Origin of the sequence: Mameliella sp. LZ-28 (genome assembly GCF_012274245.1) — a bacterium.
Taxonomy (GTDB): Bacteria; Pseudomonadota; Alphaproteobacteria; order Rhodobacterales; family Rhodobacteraceae; genus Antarctobacter; species Antarctobacter albus.
In genome coordinates this window covers 104,937-125,083 of record NZ_JAANYX010000033.1, presented here as the reverse complement: position 1 = coordinate 125,083, position 20,147 = coordinate 104,937, and the positions used below count along the sequence as shown (strand labels likewise).

Annotated in this window: 23 protein-coding genes; 12 read left to right on the top strand and 11 right to left on the bottom strand. The window is 64.7% G+C overall.

Annotated features, from left to right (window positions below):
- Positions 1 to 100: 100 nt before the first annotated feature.
- Complete coding sequence (gene der / locus G9Q80_RS18560) at positions 101 to 1,573, top strand: ribosome biogenesis GTPase Der (RefSeq protein ID WP_043143262.1); 1,473 nt, start codon at positions 101 to 103, stop codon at positions 1,571 to 1,573.
- Between the two features lie 316 nt (positions 1,574 to 1,889).
- On the opposite strand, the gene lfb1 is transcribed toward der, so the two are convergent.
- The 4 genes from lfb1 to G9Q80_RS18540 all read right to left on the bottom strand — a co-directional run bounded on the left by lfb1 (position 1,890) and on the right by G9Q80_RS18540 (position 5,099).
- Positions 1,890 to 2,261: an LIC10280 family protein gene (gene lfb1 / locus G9Q80_RS18555; protein WP_232788141.1), complete on the bottom strand. Its 372-nt coding sequence runs from the start codon at positions 2,259 to 2,261 to the stop codon at positions 1,890 to 1,892.
- 80 nt (positions 2,262 to 2,341) lie between these two features.
- Positions 2,342 to 3,043, bottom strand: coding sequence for a TspO-related membrane protein (locus tag G9Q80_RS18550; protein WP_074620719.1), 702 nt, complete (start codon positions 3,041 to 3,043; stop codon positions 2,342 to 2,344).
- Between the two features lie 31 nt (positions 3,044 to 3,074).
- Positions 3,075 to 4,367 carry a serine--tRNA ligase gene (gene serS, locus G9Q80_RS18545; RefSeq protein WP_088714108.1) on the bottom strand — a complete coding sequence of 431 codons (1,293 nt, stop codon included), beginning with the start codon at positions 4,365 to 4,367 and terminating at the stop codon, positions 3,075 to 3,077.
- 84 nt (positions 4,368 to 4,451) lie between these two features.
- A complete protein-coding gene (locus G9Q80_RS18540) occupies positions 4,452 to 5,099 on the bottom strand; it encodes a trypsin-like serine peptidase (RefSeq protein WP_088714107.1) in 648 nt (215 codons plus the stop codon).
- A gap of 258 nt (positions 5,100 to 5,357) precedes the next feature.
- Between G9Q80_RS18540 and yajC the strand changes: the two genes are divergently transcribed.
- The 11 genes from yajC (at position 5,358) to G9Q80_RS18485 (ending at position 13,282) form a co-directional block, all read left to right on the top strand.
- Positions 5,358 to 5,645: a preprotein translocase subunit YajC gene (yajC, locus tag G9Q80_RS18535; RefSeq protein ID WP_043143267.1), complete on the top strand. Its 288-nt coding sequence runs from the start codon at positions 5,358 to 5,360 to the stop codon at positions 5,643 to 5,645.
- 6 nt (positions 5,646 to 5,651) lie between these two features.
- Complete coding sequence (gene secD / locus G9Q80_RS18530; RefSeq protein ID WP_043143269.1) at positions 5,652 to 7,316, top strand: protein translocase subunit SecD; 1,665 nt, start codon at positions 5,652 to 5,654, stop codon at positions 7,314 to 7,316.
- Between the two features lies 1 nt (position 7,317).
- The gene (gene secF / locus G9Q80_RS18525; protein WP_043143270.1) at positions 7,318 to 8,286 is read left to right on the top strand and encodes a protein translocase subunit SecF; all 969 of its coding nucleotides are present in this window, start codon (positions 7,318 to 7,320) and stop codon (positions 8,284 to 8,286) included.
- On the top strand, positions 8,279 to 9,028 hold the full coding sequence (locus tag G9Q80_RS18520; protein WP_043143272.1) for a sulfite exporter TauE/SafE family protein: 750 nt from the start codon (positions 8,279 to 8,281) through the stop codon (positions 9,026 to 9,028). Before secF ends, G9Q80_RS18520 begins: the two co-directional genes overlap by 8 nt.
- Before the next feature lie 9 nt (positions 9,029 to 9,037).
- Positions 9,038 to 9,391: an Mth938-like domain-containing protein gene (locus tag G9Q80_RS18515; protein ID WP_043143273.1), complete on the top strand. Its 354-nt coding sequence runs from the start codon at positions 9,038 to 9,040 to the stop codon at positions 9,389 to 9,391.
- 175 nt (positions 9,392 to 9,566) lie between these two features.
- The gene (gene ccmA, locus G9Q80_RS18510) at positions 9,567 to 10,181 is read left to right on the top strand and encodes a heme ABC exporter ATP-binding protein CcmA (RefSeq protein WP_088714106.1); all 615 of its coding nucleotides are present in this window, start codon (positions 9,567 to 9,569) and stop codon (positions 10,179 to 10,181) included.
- The gene (ccmB, locus tag G9Q80_RS18505) at positions 10,178 to 10,834 is read left to right on the top strand and encodes a heme exporter protein CcmB (RefSeq protein WP_088714105.1); all 657 of its coding nucleotides are present in this window, start codon (positions 10,178 to 10,180) and stop codon (positions 10,832 to 10,834) included. Before ccmA ends, ccmB begins: the two co-directional genes overlap by 4 nt.
- Positions 10,835 to 10,905: 71 nt before the next feature.
- On the top strand, positions 10,906 to 11,655 hold the full coding sequence (ccmC, locus tag G9Q80_RS18500) for a heme ABC transporter permease CcmC (RefSeq protein ID WP_043143279.1): 750 nt from the start codon (positions 10,906 to 10,908) through the stop codon (positions 11,653 to 11,655).
- Positions 11,652 to 11,810 carry a heme exporter protein CcmD gene (gene ccmD, locus G9Q80_RS18495; RefSeq protein ID WP_172429616.1) on the top strand — a complete coding sequence of 53 codons (159 nt, stop codon included), beginning with the start codon at positions 11,652 to 11,654 and terminating at the stop codon, positions 11,808 to 11,810. The genes ccmC and ccmD overlap by 4 nt, the downstream gene beginning before the upstream one ends.
- Entirely contained in the window at positions 11,803 to 12,342 is a 540-nt protein-coding gene (locus G9Q80_RS18490; RefSeq protein WP_088714104.1) for a DsbE family thiol:disulfide interchange protein, read from the top strand. The genes ccmD and G9Q80_RS18490 overlap by 8 nt, the downstream gene beginning before the upstream one ends.
- Positions 12,343 to 12,439: 97 nt before the next feature.
- Positions 12,440 to 13,282 carry a cytochrome c gene (locus G9Q80_RS18485; RefSeq protein WP_074620724.1) on the top strand — a complete coding sequence of 281 codons (843 nt, stop codon included), beginning with the start codon at positions 12,440 to 12,442 and terminating at the stop codon, positions 13,280 to 13,282.
- A gap of 35 nt (positions 13,283 to 13,317) precedes the next feature.
- On the opposite strand, the gene G9Q80_RS18480 is transcribed toward G9Q80_RS18485, so the two are convergent.
- The 7 genes from G9Q80_RS18480 to G9Q80_RS18450 form a co-directional block, all read right to left on the bottom strand.
- Positions 13,318 to 13,458, bottom strand: a complete 141-nt coding sequence (locus G9Q80_RS18480; protein ID WP_157903777.1) for a hypothetical protein — start codon at positions 13,456 to 13,458, stop codon at positions 13,318 to 13,320.
- A gap of 311 nt (positions 13,459 to 13,769) precedes the next feature.
- Positions 13,770 to 14,714: a Hint domain-containing protein gene (locus tag G9Q80_RS18475; protein ID WP_168246568.1), complete on the bottom strand. Its 945-nt coding sequence runs from the start codon at positions 14,712 to 14,714 to the stop codon at positions 13,770 to 13,772.
- 740 nt (positions 14,715 to 15,454) lie between these two features.
- On the bottom strand, positions 15,455 to 16,405 hold the full coding sequence (locus G9Q80_RS18470; protein ID WP_088714102.1) for a Hint domain-containing protein: 951 nt from the start codon (positions 16,403 to 16,405) through the stop codon (positions 15,455 to 15,457).
- Between the two features lie 72 nt (positions 16,406 to 16,477).
- Positions 16,478 to 17,452, bottom strand: coding sequence for a Hint domain-containing protein (locus G9Q80_RS18465; protein ID WP_088714101.1), 975 nt, complete (start codon positions 17,450 to 17,452; stop codon positions 16,478 to 16,480).
- A 214-nt stretch (positions 17,453 to 17,666) separates the two neighbouring features.
- Entirely contained in the window at positions 17,667 to 18,548 is an 882-nt protein-coding gene (locus G9Q80_RS18460) for a Hint domain-containing protein (RefSeq protein ID WP_168246567.1), read from the bottom strand.
- Positions 18,549 to 18,673: 125 nt separating this feature from the next.
- Positions 18,674 to 19,009, bottom strand: a complete 336-nt coding sequence (locus G9Q80_RS18455; RefSeq protein ID WP_198549952.1) for a TM2 domain-containing protein — start codon at positions 19,007 to 19,009, stop codon at positions 18,674 to 18,676.
- Positions 19,010 to 19,139: 130 nt separating this feature from the next.
- On the bottom strand, positions 19,140 to 20,045 hold the full coding sequence (locus G9Q80_RS18450) for a Hint domain-containing protein (RefSeq protein WP_088714099.1): 906 nt from the start codon (positions 20,043 to 20,045) through the stop codon (positions 19,140 to 19,142).
- Between the last annotated feature and the right edge of the window lie 102 nt (positions 20,046 to 20,147).

Genomic DNA, 20,147 nt, shown 5'->3' with positions numbered 1-20,147 from the left:
CGGGCACAATGGCCCCCGGTGTGAACCGGGGCGCCGGGATGCCCCTTTCCCCCTGCTTTGAAATGCGTTAAGCGGCGCCCTTGATCCTTGGAGCCGGGCCATGAGTTTCTCTCTTGCCATCGTCGGCCGCCCAAACGTGGGCAAGTCGACCCTGTTCAACCGTCTCGTCGGGCGGCGCTTGGCGCTGGTCGACGACCAGCCGGGCGTGACCCGTGACCTGCGCGAAGGCGAGGCCAGGCTGGGCGACCTGCGGTTCACCGTCGTCGACACCGCCGGGCTTGAGAACGAAACCGACGAGTCGCTGCCCGCGCGGATGCGGCGGCTGACCGAACGGGCCGTGGACGAGGCGGACATCTGCCTGTTCCTGATCGACGCGCGCGCCGGCATCCTGCCCGATGACGAGGTCTTTGCAGAGATCCTGCGCAAGCGGGCGAAACACGTCATCCTTGCAGCCAACAAGGCCGAGGGGTCCGCGGCGGATGCGGGCGTGATCGAGGCCTATTCTCTGGGCCTGGACGAGCCGATCCGCCTGTCGGCCGAGCATGGCGAGGGCATGAACGAGCTTTATGCCGCACTTCTGCCCCTGTCCGAAGGGTTCGCGGAGCGGGCCGCCGCCGAGGCGCCGGAAGTCGAGGTCACGCTGAGCGAGGAAGAGGCTGAAGCGGGCGAGGGCGACATGCGCCTGCCGACGCGGGACAAGCCCCTTCAGATCGCCGTGGTCGGGCGCCCGAACGCGGGCAAGTCGACGCTGGTGAACGCGATCCTGGGCGAGGAACGGCTGCTGACCGGGCCTGAGGCAGGGATCACGCGCGACGCGATCTCGGTCCAGATGGACTGGGGCGGCGTGCCGATGCGGATTTTCGACACGGCAGGGATGCGGCGCCGGGCCAAGGTCCAGGACAAGCTGGAAAAACTGTCGGTCTCGGATGGCATCCGGGCGGTGAAATTCGCAGAGGTGGTCGTCGTGCTGCTGGATGCGGCCATCCCCTTCGAGACCCAGGACCTGAAGATTGCCGACCTTGCCGAGCGCGAGGGGCGGGCCGTGGTCGTGGCGGTCAACAAGTGGGACGTGGAGAACGAGAAACAGGACAAGCTGAAATGGCTGCGCGAGCAGTTCGAGCATGTCCTGCCGCAGCTGCGCGGTGCGCCTCTGGTGACGATTTCCGCCCGGACGGGCAAGGGTCTGGACCGGCTGCAGGCCGCGATCATGCAGGCCTATGACGTCTGGAACCGCCGCGTGCCCACGGCGCAGCTGAACCGCTGGCTGGAAGGCATGGTGAGCCGCCATCCGCCCCCCGCGCCGCAGGGCCGCCGCATCAAGCTGCGCTACATGACTCAGGCCAAGACCCGGCCGCCGGGGTTTGTCGTGATGTGTTCGCACCCCGACAAGCTGCCTGAGAGCTATTCGCGCTACCTGGTGAACGGGCTGCGCGAGGATTTCGACATGCCGGGCACGCCGATCCGCCTGACCATGCGCGGGCAGGGCGACCGCAACCCTTACAAGGGGCGCAAGAAGAAGAACGCGGGCGCGCTGAAGAAGCACCTGGGCAAGCTGCAGTCGAAGAAGGACTGAGGCGGGGGCGCCGGGACGGGACTGTTTGCGGCTTGCGCCGCAAAGGCGCCCGCCCGCCAACCCCTTGGACAGGCTGCGCCTGTTTTTTGCTTCATGAGTCACCAGGGAACACGCATCGCCTGCGCCCCTGAGTCCTCCCTCGCTTTTTGAGGGCCTGAGCCAGCCGTCCCCGAGTCGCAAGGGCAAGCCGCGCAAAGCGCGGGGCTGCGCCCCCTTGCGACTCGGCGTCGTCCGACTCTGATCGGCCTCAAGCGAGTGAGGGCTCCGGGGAACAGGCTGGGGCGCGGGACGATTCTGGTGGGGGCGGTGCCGGGGGCTAGCGGAGCGGTTCGAGGCGGTCGAGCGCGTGGCCGTCGGCCCAGGTGCCGTGCAGGGCGCCGTCGGGCATCAGGACATAGACCACCGGGTTGCTGTCGCCCTGCCAGTCAACCGTCAGGATACGGCCCTCCAGCCGTCCGGTACCACGAAAGACCTGGCCGGCGATGGTCCAGGCCAGCTGGTACTGGGCGCCGTTGGCGGTCATCTCCAGTGTGCCGGTATAGGCGGAGCCATCCGGGTTGCGGCCCGCGACGCGGTAGGCGCCGGTGATGTCGGCCCCCGCTTCGAGGTGCAGGCTTTCCTGGGCGGTGAGCGGTCCGTGGAGAAACGGCAGCGAGAGAAGGCAGGCGGAGAGAAGCAGGGCACGCATTGTGGAAACCTCTTGAAACGAATGCGCGGAGCCTAGGCCCGGGGCGGACCCCTGTCCAGAACGGAGAGGCCCGCCGCGCGCTACTCGGTGTCGGTGCCGCGCACGCCGAGGATGGCGATCATGCCCACCAGGGCAAGCCCGGTCACGGCGGCGTTGAAGGGCTGGCCATTGGCCACCACCACGCCGACCAGGGCCCAGATCACCGTCATGCCGTATTCCGGCGCCCGGTGCAGTCGGTACTGGATGGTCACCGAGAGCGCCATGCAGACCGAGAGCGACAGCAGCGCCGCCGGGGTGGGCGGCATCCAGCCGTAGCCGCCGATCACCACGCCGGTGCCGACGCAGGCCGCCGCCGAAAGCCAGCCGGCATAGACTGCCACCGGACCCTGTTGCAGCCAACGGTCCGTGTCGCCCGCCCGCCAGAGCGCAACCAGCGCGGTGCCCAGCATGACCCAGATCAGCAGGGTGGCCAGCACCGGGGACCATTGCGCCACCGGCAACCAGATCGCCCCCACCGCGAGGCTGGCGAAAAGCGGCGGGCGCATCGGCGCCCAATCCACGTCATCGCTGCGCCGCAACAGGCCAAAGCCCGTGCCGACCACCAGCCAGGCATAGATCAAGCCCCAGATCGCAAAGGCATAGCCCGCCGGCTGAACCGGGGGATCTTCCAGGACGACGGGGAATTGCGACGGCTCATATCCGTTGAACCCGGGCACCAGCCAGGGCGCGGCCGCGAAACAGAGCGCGGCCAGGAAACAGAGAAGGGCCCAGAGGCGGGTCAAGAGACCGCCTCCGGACAGGGGGGCGTCCGGCTCATGCCAGCGTACCCTCGGCAGTCAGCCGGGTCTTGCCGCCAAGGTAGGGATGCAGCGCCTCGGGCAGGTCGACCGAGCCGTCCGCCTGTTGGCCGTTTTCCAGCACCGCGATCAGGCAGCGCCCCACCGCGAGGCCCGAGCCGTTCAGCGTGTGCAGGAACTCCGGCTTGCCGCCGGCGGAGGGACGGAAACGGGCGTTCATGCGCCGGGCCTGGAAATCGCCGCAGGTTGAGACCGAGCTGATCTCGCGGTAGGTGTCCTGACCCGGCAGCCAGACCTCGATGTCATGGGTTTTCTGCGCGCCGAACCCCATGTCGCCGGTGCAGAGCACAACCGTGCGATAGGGCAGGCCCAGCTTTTCCAGGATGCCCTCGGCGCAGGCCGTCATGCGGTCGTGTTCTTCCAGCGACTTGTCCGGATGGGTGACCGAGACCATCTCGACCTTCTCGAACTGGTGCTGGCGCAACATGCCCGAGGTGTCCTTGCCCGCCGAGCCGGCCTCGGAGCGGAAGCACTGCGAATGCGCCGTGTAGCGGCGGGGCAGGTAATCCTCGTCCACGATCAGCCCGTTGACAATATTGGTCAGCGTGACCTCGGAGGTGGGGATCAGCCACCAGCCATTCGTGGTCTTGTAGCTGTCCTCGCCGAACTTGGGCAGCTGGCCGGTGCCATACATCATCTCCTCGCGCACCAGCACGGGGGCCCAGGTCTCTGTCAGGCCGTTCTCGTCGACATGGGTGTTGATCATGAACTGCGCCAGCGCCCGGTGAATGCGCGCGACCGCGCCAGAGAGCACGACGAAGCGGCTGCCCGAAAGTTTCGCGGCCACCTCGAAATCCATGCCCGGTTTCACGCCGTCGAGGTCGAAATGCTCTTTCGGGGTGAAATCGAAGCTGCGGGGCGTGCCCCAGCGTTTGATCTCGACGTTGTCGTTCTCGTCGGCGCCTTCGGGGACGCTGTCGAGCGGCAGGTTAGGGATGCCGGCCAGCAGGGTGTCCAGCTCGGCGTCCAGGCCCTTGGCCTTTTCCTGCATCTCGCCGACCTCGGCTTTTTTGGCGGCGACAAGTGCACGCAACCGCTCGAACTCACCCTCGTCGCCGCTGGCCTTTGCCTTGCCGACTTCCTTGGAGGCGCGGTTCTGTTCGGCCTGCGCCTCTTCGGCGGCGGTGATGGCGGCGCGGCGCGCGCGGTCCAGGTCGAGGACCTGCAACGACATCGCATCAACCCCGCGACGGGAAAGTGCCGCATCCCAGGCGGCGGGGTTTTCGCGGATGGCGCGGATGTCGTGCATCGTATCCTCCAGAAGGTAGTGTGAGTCGCGGGGGTTATGCCCCATCTTGGTTAAGGAAGGTAGAGGGGCTGCGGGGCTTGTGTGTCAATCCCGGCCCGCTGCCGCGAATTCCCGCCGCAGCCAGCCGTCGACGGGCACGGCCAGCGCCTCTTCGTCGCGGGTGACGGCGACGATCACCGCGACAATGCGCCGTGCCGCGCCTTCGCCCGCCATGACCGGCCCGCCGCTTTGACCCGGCTCCACCCGGCAGCCGATCCGCCAGATGCCGCGATAGGCGTCCCCGTAGCAGAGCGGTGTCACCGTCAGCCTGTGCGGCCGTGAGCGGCGATAGCCCATCAGCGTCAGGGGGCCGGGCAGGGCCGCGTTGCCCAGGGCCAGCGGCGGCGGGGTCAGCCTGTCTTCCAGTTTGACCACGGCAATGTCATGGCGCAGGTCGAACCGGCCTTCGGCAAAGGCCCCGGGGTGCACGCGGACCTCACGGATGCGGGCGGCGCCGGTGTGTTCCTCGCCGTCCCAGCCAGCGACAAAGACCATGTCCGTGATCCGCTTGAGATAGCCGTCCTCTGGCCGGGTGACGCAATGGGCGGCAGTCAGGGCCAGGTCGGGGGCGATCAGCGTGGCGGTGCACATCTCGGTCATGCGGTAACCGGCGGTGTTCAACCGCCCGATCGAGGGCTCCCCGGCCGGAAGGGGCAGGGGGAGCAAAATCAGGGTCAGAGCCATGCGCAGCATGAGCGGGCCTTTCGCTTTGGCCCTGTTCGCAAGGCGCACGGTAGGCTTTGCGCAGCGCCTGGGCAAGGCAGGTTGCACCCGTCGGGCCCTGTACGGGCGGACCTCTGCGACCGGCGCCGCGGTGAAACGAAACAAATGGGGCAGATGAACAAATCAACGCAGGGTGCCCGGCCTTCTTGCATCTGGCCAGTACCGCGCATAGGTTCCGGCCAAATTTCGCGGGGGATGCCCCGCCGTATTCCAACAGGAGCATCCCCAATGGACGCAAGCGCAATCGGCCAGTTTCTTCCGCTCATCCTGATCTTCGCGATCATGTATTTCCTGCTGATCCGTCCGCAGCAGAAAAAGATGAAGGAACATCAGAAGATGGTCGGCGCCCTGCGCCGTGGCGACCAGGTGGTTACGCAGGGCGGCCTGATCGGCAAGGTTGCCAAGGTCAAGGACGACAAGGAAATCGAGGTCGAACTGGCCGAGGGCGTCAAGGTGCGCGTGGTCAAGCAGACCATCGCGCAGGTCCTGTCCAAGACCGAACCCGCCGAAAGCTGATCGGGCATGCTGCAGGTCGATCTCTGGAAGCGCGTGCTGATCTGGGCCACCGTCGTGGTCGGCCTGCTGCTCGCCATGCCCAACGCATTCTATTCGCGGGTCGAAACCCACAACGATGCCGTCAAGGCCATCGAGGCGGGGTTCGACACCTCTGAAAACCGTGACCTTGCCGCCGGTTGGCCCTCTTACCTGCCTTCGGGGCTGGTGAACCTGGGGTTGGACCTGCGCGGTGGTGCGCACCTGCTGGCAGAGGTCCAGGTACAGGACGTCTACGAGGCACGGATGGAATCGCTCTGGCCCGAAGTACGCGATCTGCTGCGCGATGCGCGGGACGAGGTCGGCACCATCCGCCTGCAGCCAAACGCCCCCTTGGGCGAACTGCGCATCAAGATTTCCGAACCCGCCGGCATGAATCGCGCCATCGAACTGGTGCGCACCCTGGCACAGCCGGTGGTCTCTCTCACCGGGGCCGGATCGACGGACCTGGAAGTGCGGGGCGAGGATGACGTGCTGGTCATCACCCTGTCCGAGGCCGAGCGCCAGGCGCTTGACGACCGCACCATGCAGCAGAGCCTCGAGATTATCCGGCGCCGCATCGACGAGGTCGGCACCCGCGAACCGACGATCCAGCGCCAGGGTTTTGACCGCATCCTGATCCAGGTGCCGGGCATCGGCTCTGCCGCCGAACTGAAAGAGATCATCGGCACCACCGCGCAATTGACCTTTCAGCCCGTGGTCAGCCGGACCTCCGACAGCAGCGAACGCCCCGGCGTCGGCAACGAACTGGTGCCCGCGCTGGACCAGGAGGGTGTCTACTACATCCTCGAACAGGCGCCCGTCGTCACCGGCGAGGACCTGACCAACGCCCAGCCCGCCTTTGACCAGAACGGTCGCCCGGCGGTGAACTTCAGCTTCAACCCCTCGGGCGCGCGGCGTTTTGGCGATTATACCGCGCAGAACATCGGCTCTCCCTTTGCCATCGTGCTGGACGACGAGGTGATTTCCGCCCCCGTCATCCAGGCCCATATCGCGGGCGGCTCGGGCATCATCACCGGCAATTTCACGGTCGAGGAATCGACCCAGCTGGCGGTGCTCCTGCGTGCCGGCGCCCTGCCGGCGGAACTGGTCTTCCTCGAGGAACGGACCATCGGGCCGGAACTGGGTCAGGACAGCATCGACGCAGGCAAGATCGCCACGATGGTGGCCTTTGTCGCGGTACTGGTCTTCATGGCGCTCAGCTATGGTCTCTTCGGTCTTTTCGCCAACGTCGCGCTGATCCTGAACATCGCGCTGATCTTTGGCCTCTTGTCGATGATCGGGGCCACTCTGACCCTGCCGGGTATCGCGGGCATCGTGCTGACCGTGGGTATGGCGGTCGACGCAAACGTGCTGGTCTTCGAACGGATCCGCGAGGAACTGCGCACTGCGCGCGGGCCGGCACGGGCGATCGAACTGGGCTATGAAAAGGCCCTGTCGGCGATCGTCGATGCGAACATCACCACCTTCATCACGGCGGTGATCCTATATGTCATGGGCTCGGGCCCGGTGCGCGGCTTTGCCGTGACCCTTGGCTTCGGCATCCTGACCTCCGTCTTCACTGCGATCTTTGTCACGCGGCTGCTGATCGTCATCTGGTTCGAACGCCGCCGTCCGAAAACGATCGAGGTCTGACATGCGCCTGAGACTGGTACCCCAACAGACCAACTTCGATTTCTTTTCGCGGCCGGTGCTCTGGCTGGGCATCTCGGCGGTCCTGATCCTGCTGGCGCTTGGCAGCTTCGGGCTGCGCGGGCTGAACTACGGCATCGACTTTCGCGGCGGCACCACGATCCGGACCGAAAGCGCGCAGCCGGTGGACGTGGGCGCCTACCGCGATGCGCTGGCGGCGCTGGAACTGGGCGACGTGGTGATCTCCGAGGTCTTCGACCCGAACTTTGGCCCCGAACAGAACGTCGCCATGATCCGTATCGGCGCGCAGGACGGGGAGGAGGCGGTGAGCACCGAGGTGATCGAAATCGCCGAGGCCGCGCTGCTGGAAATCTCACCGGACATCAAGTTCGTCTCGGTCGAATCCGTCGGGCCCAAGGTCTCGGGAGAGTTGATCCGGACCGCGGCCATTGCCGTGGCGCTGGCGATCGGCGCCGTGCTGATCTACATCTGGCTGCGCTTCGAATGGCAGTTCGCCCTCGGCGCCGTTGTGGCGCTGGTGCATGACGTGATCCTGACAATCGGCATCTTCTCGGAACTTCAGATCCGGTTTGACCTGGCGATCATCGCGGCGCTGCTGACCATCGTCGGCTATTCGCTGAACGACACGGTCGTCGTCTTTGACCGCGTGCGCGAGAACCTGATCAAGTACAAGTCCAAGGACCTCAAGGAAGTCCTGAACCTCTCGATCAACGAGACGCTGAGCCGGACCTTCATGACCTCGGCCACCACCCTGCTTGCGCTGATCGCGCTGCTGGTGCTGGGCGGCGACGTGATCCGGGGCTTTGTCTTTGCGATGACCTGGGGCGTGATCGTCGGCACGTATTCCTCGATCTTCGTGGCCTCGGTCATGTTGCTGCGCCTTGGCGTGAAACGCGACTGGTCCAAGCCGACGGACACCACCGGCAACCAGTTCGGCGACATCGATGCCTGATGCCTGGTTCAGCCTGTCTCCGATGGAGACGGGCTGGATCGTCCTGGCGGCTTTTTTCGCCGGGTTGGTGCGTGGCTTTACGGGCTTTGGCTCTGGGCTGGTCTTTCTGCCGGTTGCGGCCCAGGTCCTGCCGCCCTTCGGTGCAATCCTCACGATGACGCTGATGGACCTGTTCGGTCCCTTGCCGATCCTGCGCCGCGCCTGGAGCGACGTTGATCGCGGCGACCTGGGGCGGTTGGTGCTTGGCTGCATCTTGTGTCTGCCGCTGGGACTTTGGGCGCTGACCCGCATCCCGCCCGAGGTGTTTCAGCTTGCCGTGGGTCTGCTGGCACTTGCGATGCTGGGCATCCTGTCGCTTGGGCTGCGGTATCGCGGCACGGTCAGTCGGCGTATGGTGACGGGGATCGGCGGTGCGGCCGGCGCATTGGGCGGCGTGGCCGGCCTGCCGGGGCCGCCGGTGATCCTGTTCTACATGTCGCGGCCGCTGCCGGTCCGGATCATCCGCGCGACGATCCTGCTGTTTCTCCTCTCCTATGACGTGCTGCTGGTGGGCTACATGGGGGCCTTCGGGCGGCTGGAGCCAGGCTTTGCCCTTCTGGGGCTGCTCATGGCGCTGCCGAACATGGCGGGCAACATGGTGGGGGGATGGCTGTTCCGACCGGAGCAGGAGCATTTCTACCGCGGCATCGCCTATGTCCTGATCGCACTGGCGGCCTTGTCCGGCCTGCCCATTTGGGAGTAGGTAGCAGCCATGCGACTGAACGAGATCACATTCACCGATGCGCTGCCGGTCGACGGCTATGGCCCCGGCTTTTTCCGTGTCGGCGGCGAGGTTCACGAGGGCGCGCTGCTGATCTGGGACCGGGGCCGCGCCGACTGGGGCGGGCTGGAGGATCACGAGACGCTGCTGAGCATGATCGGCTTCGTCGACGTGATCTTTGTCGGCACGGGGGCCGAAACCGCCCATCTGCCCAAGGACCTGCGTGACCGGCTGGAAGAGGCGGGACTTGGCGTCGAGGCGATGAACTCGCCCTCGGCCTGCCGCACCTATAATGTTCTGCTCAGCGAAGGCCGCCGCGTGGCGCTGGCCGCACTGCCGGTCTGAGCGGCGAATGCCGAAAGGGGGCGCTGCCCCCTCTGATCCCGGATCAAGTCCGGGACCATTCACCCCCGAGGTATTTTTCAAACCAAAGAAGCAGCGGTTCCGCGCAGCCGGGGGCATCGCGTCGCGGCGGGCGCTTGGGGCTTTTTCCCGCGCGGTCGCTGCGGTAAGCGAAGACATGGAACTGACGGCAAGCGATCTGACGGTGGCCCGGGGCGGCGTGCCGGTACTGGACGGGGTGAGCTTTGCGCTGGCGCCGGGCCGGGCGCTGGTGCTGCGCGGCCCCAATGGCGCGGGCAAGACCACGCTCTTGCGCACCGTGGCGGGATTGCAGCCCGCGATGGCCGGAGAGGTCAGTGGCGCCGGTGAACGCATCGCTTATGCCGGGCACGCGGACGGGTTGAAATCCATGCTCAGCGTGGCGGAGAACCTGCAGTTCTGGGCGCGGGTCTTTGGCACCGAGGGGATTGGATCGGCGCTGTCCGCCTTCAATCTCGACTCGCTGGAGGAGCGGCTGGCAGGGACGCTGTCTGCCGGGCAGAAACGCCGGCTGGGACTGGCGCGGCTGATGGTGACGGGGCGCCCCGTCTGGGTGCTGGACGAACCGACCGTCTCGCTAGACACTGCCTCTGTTGCGCTCTTTGCCGAGGCGGTGCGCGCGCATCTGGGGCAGGGGGGATCGGCGCTGATGGCCACCCATATCGACCTTGGCATTCCGGAGGCGGATGATTTCGACGTGACGCCCTATCGCGCGACACCGCGCGGGGCGCTTCGGGACGAGGCCTTTCTGTGATCGCGCTTTTGACACGGGATCTGCGGCTGGCGGTGCGCGCCGGCGGTGGGTTCGGCCTTGGCCTGGCCTTCTTCCTGATCGTGACGGTGCTGGTGCCCTTTGGGGTCGGCCCGCAGACCGACCTTTTGACCCGGATCGCGCCGGGCATCCTCTGGATCGGCGCGCTGCTGGCCTGCCTGCTCTCGCTTGATCGGATCTTTGCGCTGGATTGGGAGGACGGCTCGCTTGACCTGCTGGCGACCGCGCCCCTGCCGATGGAGGGCATCGTCAGCGTCAAGGCGCTGGCGCATTGGATCACCACCGGCTTGCCGCTGGTGCTGGCGGCGCCGGTGCTGGGGGTGCTGCTGAACCTGGCCGGGCCGGGATACCTGTGGCTGTTCGTCAGCCTCGCGCTGGGGACGCCCGCGCTGTCGGTGATCGGCACCTTCGGCGCGGCGCTGACCGTGGGGCTGAAGCGCGGCGGCCTGCTGATGTCGTTGCTGGTGCTGCCGCTTTATGTCCCCACGCTGATCTTCGGCGCCGAGGTCGCGCGGCGCGGAGCCGAGGGGTTGGCGGTGCAGACGCCTCTCTTGATGTTGGCGGGGATCAGTTTCGGGGTGGCGGCGCTCTTGCCCTTTGCCAGCGCGGCGGTCCTGCGGATCAACCTCCGGTGAGCGCGCGCCCGTGACGTATTGCGCCCGCACGATATTTGCGCTGTAACCCTGCGAAAGGGAGGCCAAGGACCATGTCGATCTGGGAATATGCCAATCCGGTCAAGTTCATCCGCACCGCGGATGTGCTCTTGCCCTGGGTGACGGTGGCTGCGGTGATCTGTTTGGTCACCGGGCTGGTCTGGGGCTTCTTCTTCACGCCCGAGGATTTCCGGCAAGGCTCGACCGTCAAGATCATCTACCTGCATGTGCCGGCGGCGATGATGGCGATCAACGCCTGGCTGATGATGCTGATCGCCTCGCTGATCTGGATCGTGCGGCGCCATCATGTCAGCGCGCTGGCCGCCCGTGCCGCCGCGCCCATCGGCGCCACAATGACGGTGATCGGGCTTGTCACCGGCGCGATCTGGGGCCAGCCCATGTGGGGCACCTGGTGGGCCTGGGACCCGCGCCTGACGGTCTTTTTGATCCTGTTCCTCTTCTACCTGGGGTACATGGCGCTCTGGGAGGCGATCGAGGATGACGATACCGCCGCCGACCTGACCTCGATCCTCTGCCTTGTCGGATCGGTCTTTGCGTTGCTCAGCCGCTATGCCGTGCAGTTCTGGAACCAGGGGTTGCACCAGGGATCGTCGGTGCTGCGCGCGGGGGCGGTGACCGGGGTGGACACCACCGAGAAGGTCTCGAACGTCTATTTCATGCCGCTGCTGGTCTCCGGGATCGGGTTCGTCCTGCTGTTCCTGGCGCTGGTCCTGCTGCGGACGCAGACGGAAATCCGGGCACGCCGGTCGCGCGCTCTGCTGGCACGGGAGCGCAGCGCATGATGCCGGAACTGGGCAAATACGCGGGCACGGTGCTGTCCTCTTACGCGGTCTCGCTGGTCCTGATTGTCCTATTGATCGTGGTCAGCGTCCTGCGGTCCCGCCGGATCAAGGCCGAGTTGCAGCGCATCGAGGAGCGTCAGAAGAAGAATGGCTAAGGTTTCTCCCCTCATGGTGGCGCCGCCGCTGATCTTTGCGGCACTTGGCGCGCTGTTCTACTTCGGCCTTGGGCGCGAGGACCCGGACAAGCTGGAATCCATGTTCGAGGGCAAACCTGCCCCGGCGATGACCGAGGCCGCACTGCCGGGCTATGCGGCCATCACGCCAGAGATGCTGGCCGGCGGAGAGGTGACGGTGGTCAACTTCTGGGCCAGTTGGTGCCCGCCTTGCCGCGCCGAACACCCTGTCCTGCTGCAAATGCGCGAGGAGGGCATCCGCCTTGTCGGCGTCAACATCAAGGACCAGGCGGGCAATGCCACCAAGTACCTGGCCGACGATGGCAATCCCTTCATGGCGGTGGCCTTCGATCCTGCCGGGCGCACGGCGATCGACTGGGGCGTGACCGGCCCACCGGAGACCTTTATCCTGGACGGCGAGGGCACCGTCCTGTTCAAGTTCGTCGGCCCCCTGGTGGGGTCGGATTACGAACAGCGGTTCCTGCCCGAACTGAACGAGGCTCTGGGCCGCTGAAAGATTTCCCTGAGGAACTTCTTTGGAAGGCGCTACACTCGCCCCTGCGTGCGAGTCGAATGTCTACAAAAAGAAGCGATTTTTCAGGGAGAGGGACATGTTTCCACGACTGACAGGGCTATGCCTGGGGCTGGCGATGGCCGGCGCCACGGCGTATGCGGAACCGAGCCTTGACCGCGGACGCTACCTGGTCGAAGGACCGGCGGGCTGCGGCAATTGCCATACACCGATGGGGCCGCAGGGTCCGGTAATGGACCAGAACCTAGCCGGACGGCTGGTGGACAAGAACCCTGCCTTTACCGCCATTGCCCCCAACATCACGCCCGCCGGGGCTGTTGCGGGCTGGTCCGATGCTGAACTGGCACGAGCCATCCGCGAAGGACTGCGCCCCGACGGCACGATCATCGGTCCGCCGATGCCATTCCCCATGTACCGCGGCCTGTCGGATGACGACGTGATGAGCATTGTCATGTATCTGCGCACCTTGCCCGCGGTCGAGAACGACCCGGGCAAAAGCACTTACAACATCCCGCTGCCGCCAGCCTATGGCCCGCCCATCGACAGCGTGCCGCATCCCGAGCAGGCGGTGAGCGTCGAATACGGCGCCTACCTGGCCGGGCCAGTGGCGCATTGCATGGAATGCCATACCCCGATGGGAGAGAAGGGGCCGATGCTGGACAGCCGCCTGGGCGCCGGTGGGTTCGAGTTCCACGGCCCCTGGGGGACGTCTGTCGCCGCCAACCTGACCTCGCACGAGGATGGTCTGGCGGGATATACCGACGCCGAACTGGCTGACATGATCACGAAGGGGATGCGGCCCGACGGCAGCCCGATGATGCCGCCGATGCCCTACGGATACCTGTCGCAGATGACGGGGGATGACCTCTCGGCCATCATCCTCTACCTGCGCAGCCTGCCGCCGCTGCCCGACGCGGGCTGAACGGGGCCGTCAAACCGGTGAAAGGGGCCTGTCGGTCAGAGATCGCAGGCCTCTGCCGGTGCGGTGAGTTGCTGGGGGGCGGCGCAGGGCTGTGCGGCGGCGTCCTGCCCGGCATAGGCGCCGATCACTGCCAGCATCAGCAAGGCCGCGGCCTGAAGAATGGTCAGGGTTTTCATGGGTCTGCCTCTTTTGTCTTTCTGTCCAAGACATGGGATCTCGAGGCTGATTTACAGGGGGAATTGGACGCCGCGCAGGTCAGGAAATCCGCCAGTGCGCGTGATTTGCGCGGAAACCTGCAACCATGTCCGGGAAATGAGCATCCTTTGGCCTATCTCCCGGGGGGGCGCACCTGCCGGAGCATCGGGCCAGTTGCAGGTTCTGGCATTCGGCTACGATGAAAGAGAAGCGGGCCCTGCGAAAATCGCAGGGCCCGTCCAGAGTGCCTGTTGTACGAAACGCGCCTCGGAAGACTAGGGCGTTCTGGGGATCAGGCGCTCTTGCGGAACTGGGGGACGGGGGTAGTCATGCCCAGTTGCGCGCGCAGGTGTGCAGGCAGCATGCGGCTTGACGAAACGCGCGGCTTCGTCATTTCCGGGATCAGGCGTTCCACACCATCGTAAAGCGCCACATAGTCGTCGTAGTTGTCGAAGTTCTTGCGCGCTGCGTAATCGACGAAGGTTTCCGCCGCCGCGCCGTTGGCGATGATCTCTTCATGGCTCTCGGTCTCGACATGGTAGACCTTGAAACGGCCACCCAGTTCCGTGGCCGACACGAAGTCGATGGTCGAACCGTTGACCAGGGCCGATGCATTCACGACCAGCCCGTCCAGGATCATGCCGTGATCCGCGGTGACAGTCAGGTCGCTGTGGGGCAGACCGTCGCCAAGCGCGCCCGCGGTGATGCGCACCATCTGCTTGCCGGTTTCGCTGAAGAGGCTGCTCAGGGTCTGGACGCCCACCCACTTGACCGTCGTTTCGGATCCGTCTGCCGTCCGGATCGTGTCGCCGATGGCCAGTTCCTCGACCGGGCGCTCACCCTGTGCGGTGTCGATCAGGGTGCCTTCTGCAAAGCAGTAGGCGTAAGGTGCGTCGCTGGTCAGGTTGATGGTCGAGGTCAGAATCCCCGCGAGCGGCTCGCCTTCGGGGTACCAAAGGTATGTCGTCCCACCCTGCGAGAAGGCCACCACGGGTTTCGAGTCGAGCTCGATACCGCCAATGCCGATTGTCGCTGCGGTGCCTTGACCGATGTAGGAAAAGCCGCTGCCATTGAACGTGGCGGTATCGGCGGTTTCGAATGTGTCGTCATCGTCGACGAATGTGGCCGTGCCCAGTTCAGGACCGTAAGGCAGCAGACCGACGTCCAGGACGCCGCCGACGGAAAGAGCTACGGCGCCCGTATACTCGTGCACGTTGTTAAGGTCGATTGTGGACATGAAATTCTCCTATACGTCACACCAGAAAGCGCAGGGCCCCGAAGAGACCTGTCCCGCAGACACGCCGATACACATCCCGAAGATTGTGCTGGCACCTTCGGAGTGGCAAAGATTCGCTCCCGCATAAGAAGAATTACCCAGTGGTCTTCACGCGGTCAATCTTATAGGTGTATCTTAGTTTGATAGTTTATTGGTACTAAGGTCTGTGTTCACTAAAGAGGCAGTTGGGTCTATTGATGTTTAATGTTGCAAAATATTCATAAATTTTTTGCTTCAGTTGGAGTATGTGGAAATCTGACACGCCGTCTAAGGTGGGCACATCTCACGCCTTGTTGGCTGTGCCGGAGCGTGACCTTGATCGTTGAAAACCTAGTGGCAATCAGGGATTGTATTTGATTTTTTGAATCTTATCGGGTATACGTGGCTTCTTGTGAAGGGGATCAATGAAAAAAAGGCATAGCATCCTGGCCGCATTCGCGGTGCGAGCCCCAGTTTCAGGCGGGGAGAGGAAATTTCAGACGGATAGGTCGGTTTAGATACCGGCTCATGAGCCAACGCCTACAAGAACAGCCCAGGGTGCCCCTTCGGACAGACGTCTCGACGAGGGACATCATCGACCGCGTCAAGAACGGGCGCCCGCCACATCATCCTGCCAAGGGGACGATTACTTGCCAATCGAAGTGTGGGTCTTGCGCTGAGCCACTTGCGCTGAGCCAGTCGCCATGCCTGACTTGGGCTCATTAGCGACAACGTGCCGAGGCTGGCAGATCTCCTGCAAAGCGGGTCTGTCTCCGGAGGCCCAGGCGTGACGCGATGTCCGCTGGCAGGTGGCGTCCGCTAGAGATCCGAGGCGCAGGCATCTCGGGGATGATCCGTTCGCAGCCATAGAGCGCCAGGTATTCGTCGAAATTGTCGAACCGCTGCCGGTCACGGTAGTTGATGTAGCTCTCCGAGGGCGCGCCGTTGGCCAGGATCGCCTCATGGGCCTCCGTCTCGACATGGTAGACGGTCAGGCTGTCCGGCAGGTCCCGCAACGGCACCCAGTCGATCGTTCCCCCGTTCACCAGCGCCGAGGCATTGATGATCAGCCCGTCGATCATCATGCCGTGGTCGGCTGTCACGGTGAGGTCCGCCAAAGGCAGCCCGGCGCCAAGGGCGCCTGCACCAATGCGCACCAGCCACTGCCCCCTGTGAGGGGCGGCCAGCCTTTGCCGACCGATCCAGTGCACCCGCGCGACCCCGCCCGTGGCGGTCGGCAAACGGGCGCCGATCTGCAGGGTCTCGACCGCGACGGGGCCGTCTGTGGTAGTGATCATGGTGCCGGGCGCGAAACAGTCGGGGTAGTCGCTGGTATCCAGCGTGTCGAGGTTTAGCGGGCTGGGAAAGGTGTAGTCGGCGATATTGTCGGTCAGCGGAATCGGAATGAAACTGAACCCGTTGCTCAGCGCAAAGACCGGCAGGTTCACCGTGCCGCCCCCGGCCTTGGCCACGTCGACATTGCCAAGATAGGTGCAATTGCTGTTGTTGACGCCATTGACCCGGTAGATCAGCGTATCCCCGGTCTCAAAGCTGTCATCGACCTCCAGCTCGACCACTTCCAGCAGGCTGGGTTCCGTGCCCGATCCGCCCAAGGTGACGGTCCCGGAGGTGCCCGCGTAAAACCCCGAGCTTTGAAACTGGAAGGTTCCCATGACCTTTACGTCCTCTCGTTACCCAAGGTTCGGGGGACATTGGCAGGCCCTACCGCCAATCGCACAGTTCTGTCAGGCGCGCCGTGTTTCTCTGTCATCCCTTTGCGCCGCAATGCCCTGGTCAAGCCGTTCGCGGATCGCGGTGGGCAACTGACGGCGGGACGAGATCCGTGGGCGAGGCATCTCGGGGATGATCCGCTCACAGCCGTAGAGGTCCAGGTATTCGCCGTAGTTGTCGAAGGACTGGCGGTCACGATAGTCGATAAAGGTCTCCGTGGGCGCGCCATTGGCCAGGATCACGTCATGGGCCTCTGTCTCGACATGGTAGACGGTCAGTTGTTCCGGCAGTTCCGAGGCAGGGAGCCAGTCGATCGTCGACCCGTTTACCAGCGCCGAGGCGTTGACGACCAGCCCGTCGATCACCATGCCGTGGTCGGCGGTGACGGTCAGGTCTTGTTCCGGCAGCCCGCCTCCCAGGCACCCTGCGCGCAGGCGGACAGGTTGCATCCGTGCGCCAGCGGTTGCCACCGAAACGGCCTGTCTCCCGATCCACCGGACCGGCACAGGGCGACCGTCCTGCGTCAGGATGGTGTCACCGATCCCCAAGGTCTCGACCGCGCGATTGCCGTCCGGCGTCGCGATCATGCTGCCGGGTGCAAAACACAGGAAGGCGCTGGCGCTGTCCTGCTGGGCGTTCGAACTGCCGGAGGTGGGGATTGTGGTCTGCGTCGTGCCGTCTTCGTCGAGGGGGACATAGTAATTCGTCCCATCGGTGAAGACGCCATATTCCGTTCCGCCCGAGGAGATCGTGTATCCCGAGTAGATGAGGCCAAGGGCGAAGTTGCCGAAGTAATCCGGGGTAAACGAGTTGGACGGCATCCCGACATTGACCGAACCGTTGTCATCCTGGTCGGTGATCGACAGGTTGATGTCGCTCTGGCCGGTCAGCCCGGTCCAGTTCAACGTCGACCCCGGTGCGCCTTCGGTTCCCGTGAAGGAAACCCCGCTGAGAATGACATAGCCTTCGGTTCCATAGGCTGTTGGCATTGATCCCTCCAAGCTCCGGTGTCAGCGGGGGCTGACAAAAGTTGACGTGAAATTGCATCTTAATTGAACCGGAGTTTGCCCGGAAAAGGCGATCCGGGCAAGTTTGCTCTCGGCAGGCCGGTGTCCGCGTCTGAGGGAACAAGGGGCAGGCCGCCATTGGTGCAGCGGCAAACCCCAACTGGAAAACGGTTTTCCGGCCGGGCAGCGATCCTTGTCAGGCGCTCAGACGGTGGTCCATGACCCGCAGGCCCAACTGCCGCTGCAGCTCTGCGGGGATCATCCGGGCCGAGGAGATCCGCGGGTGAGGCATCTCGGGGACGATCCGCTCGACCCCGTAGAGGTCCAGGTATTCGTCGAAGTTGTCAAAGCCCCGCCGGTCACGATAGTCGATGAAGGTCTCGGAGGGGGCGCCATTGGCCAGGATCACGTCATGGGCCTCGGTCTCGACATGGTAGACGGTCAGGCGTGCGGACAGGTCTGCGACGGGCAGACGCTGGATCGTGTCCCCGTTCACCAGGACCCCGGCATTGATGACCCGGCCATTCAGCACCATGCCATCATCGGCGGTCACCGTCAGGTCACTGTGGGGCAGGCCGGGCCCCAGGGCGCCGGCACGAATGCAGACCAGGCGCGCCGCCGTGGCGCGCAGGCTTTGCCGACCGATCCAACGGATCGGGACAGCCGCACCCGCCGCCGTCAGCACGGGGGCGCCGATGGCCAGCGTTTCGACCGCGACCTCTCCTTCCGGGGTGGCGATGCGGGTGCCGGCTGCAAAGCAATAGGTATAGGTCGTGTCCGAAGAGGCCGTCACCACGCCCGGCCCCAGGCTGGGGTTGTTCGAGGCGACATAGGCCGCGGAACCGTCGAACAGGACCGGGTCGCCGTCGGCGGTCAATCCGACCAGCTCATAGGCGCCGCTGGTCAACACGCTGGACACGGTCCATGTGACGTCGTCGCCAACGGCGGTGCTGCTGTCATTGTTGCCATCGGCGCCGTCGCTCACCACCGAGGAGATCGCGTTCGGCCCCTGCAACAGGTAATCGCCGTTTCCATCGGTCCCGCCGACGGAATAGATATGGGTAAAGCTCTGCGACACGGGGGATAATCCTCTGGAACCAAAAGTAACATGCGGGCGATTGGCCGCAGGTTAGGCATTGTTCCCGGTCGCAATCAAGGGGGGCGCGCCGCGAAAGGCCGGCGGCGCCCCGGTCACGGGTGGGGTCAGTCGGCCCGAGTCGTCAGGGCGACCTCGCTTGCGATCCGCGCACGTTTGGCTGCGGCGTCCTGCGCGATGATCGGGCCGATGCGGAAGGCGTCGACGATCCACCAGATCACGAAGGCCAGCAGCATCGGGATACCGATGATGAAATAGGCCAGCAGAACACCGCCCCAGAGCAGGATCAACTGGGCGATGGCGGTGCCGACGCGGCCCAGGTAAAACCTGTGGGCCGAAAACCCGCTGAGGAAGAACCACAGCAGATAGGCCGTGGTCGAGGACTTCTTTTCGTTGGTCAACTTCTGTTCGACCAGCATTTGCTGTTGCGTGGAAAGTTCCAATCCGGGTCTCCTGGGAATCACAAACTCATATGCACGTCAGGGTGAAAGCGGAATACGGCACAAATATGGGGACAATCGGGAAGGGCCCCCGATAGGGGCCCCGGATTTCGCGCTTCGATCCGGCTGCAACTCAGGCGCAAATCGCGCCCTTGCAGGGGGACAGCTCGAGCGCAAGACGCGCGCGGAGCTCCGCCGGCAGTTGCCGCGCGCTGGAAATGCGGGGGTGGGCCATCTCGGGGATGATCCGTTCGCAGCCGTAGAGGTCGAGGTATTCGCCGAAATTGTCGAAGGCGCGGCGGTCGCGGTAGTCGATGAAGGTCTCGGACGGCGCGCCATTGGCGAGGATCACGTCGTGGTCTTCGGTTTCGACGTGGTAGACGGTGAATGTCTCCGGGAGTTCGGAAGAAGGCACCCAGTCGATGCTGTCATGGTTCACCAGCGCCGAGGCGTTGATGACAAGCCCGTCCAGCACCATGCCGTGATCGCCAGTGACCGTGAGGTCGGCATGGGGCAGGCCATCGCCCAGGGCGCCCGCACGGATACGGACCAATTTACTCATTGCGCCGGAAAACAGGCTGTGCTTCGTTTGGCGGCCAATCCATTTGACCGGGACCGCCGCGCCTTCGGCCGTCAGGATCAGGTCGCCGATTGACAGTGCTTCAACCGGGACCTCGCCGCCGGGCACGGCAATCCCGGTTCCGGCCGCGAAACACATCGTGTAGGTGCCGGCGGTAAAGCCCATCGGCGTGCCGCCAGGCGGAAAAGGGGAATTGCTGAGAACAAAGTAAGACCCGGCACCAACGGCGAGGACCACCGGGTCACCGCTGGCGGTGGTTCCGACAACCTGCACATCGCCGCCCGAGGCCGACCAGTCAATCAATTGCCCCGGCGCGATATCGCCATCGTCGGTTCCATCCTCGGTATCGGACAAGGTGGACGAGGTGACGGTAGGGGCATCGTTTGTATAGGTGGTCGACGCATTCGGGGCAGAAGCGCCGATATATAGGTATTGGGAATAGGTTGCGGTAAACGGCATCGCGTTTGCTTTCCTTCATCAACGGGGCGCACCATCATCGCGACGCGCCTTCAACACTGATCACATAACGACGGTTATCAAAGAACGGGCTTGCATACTAGT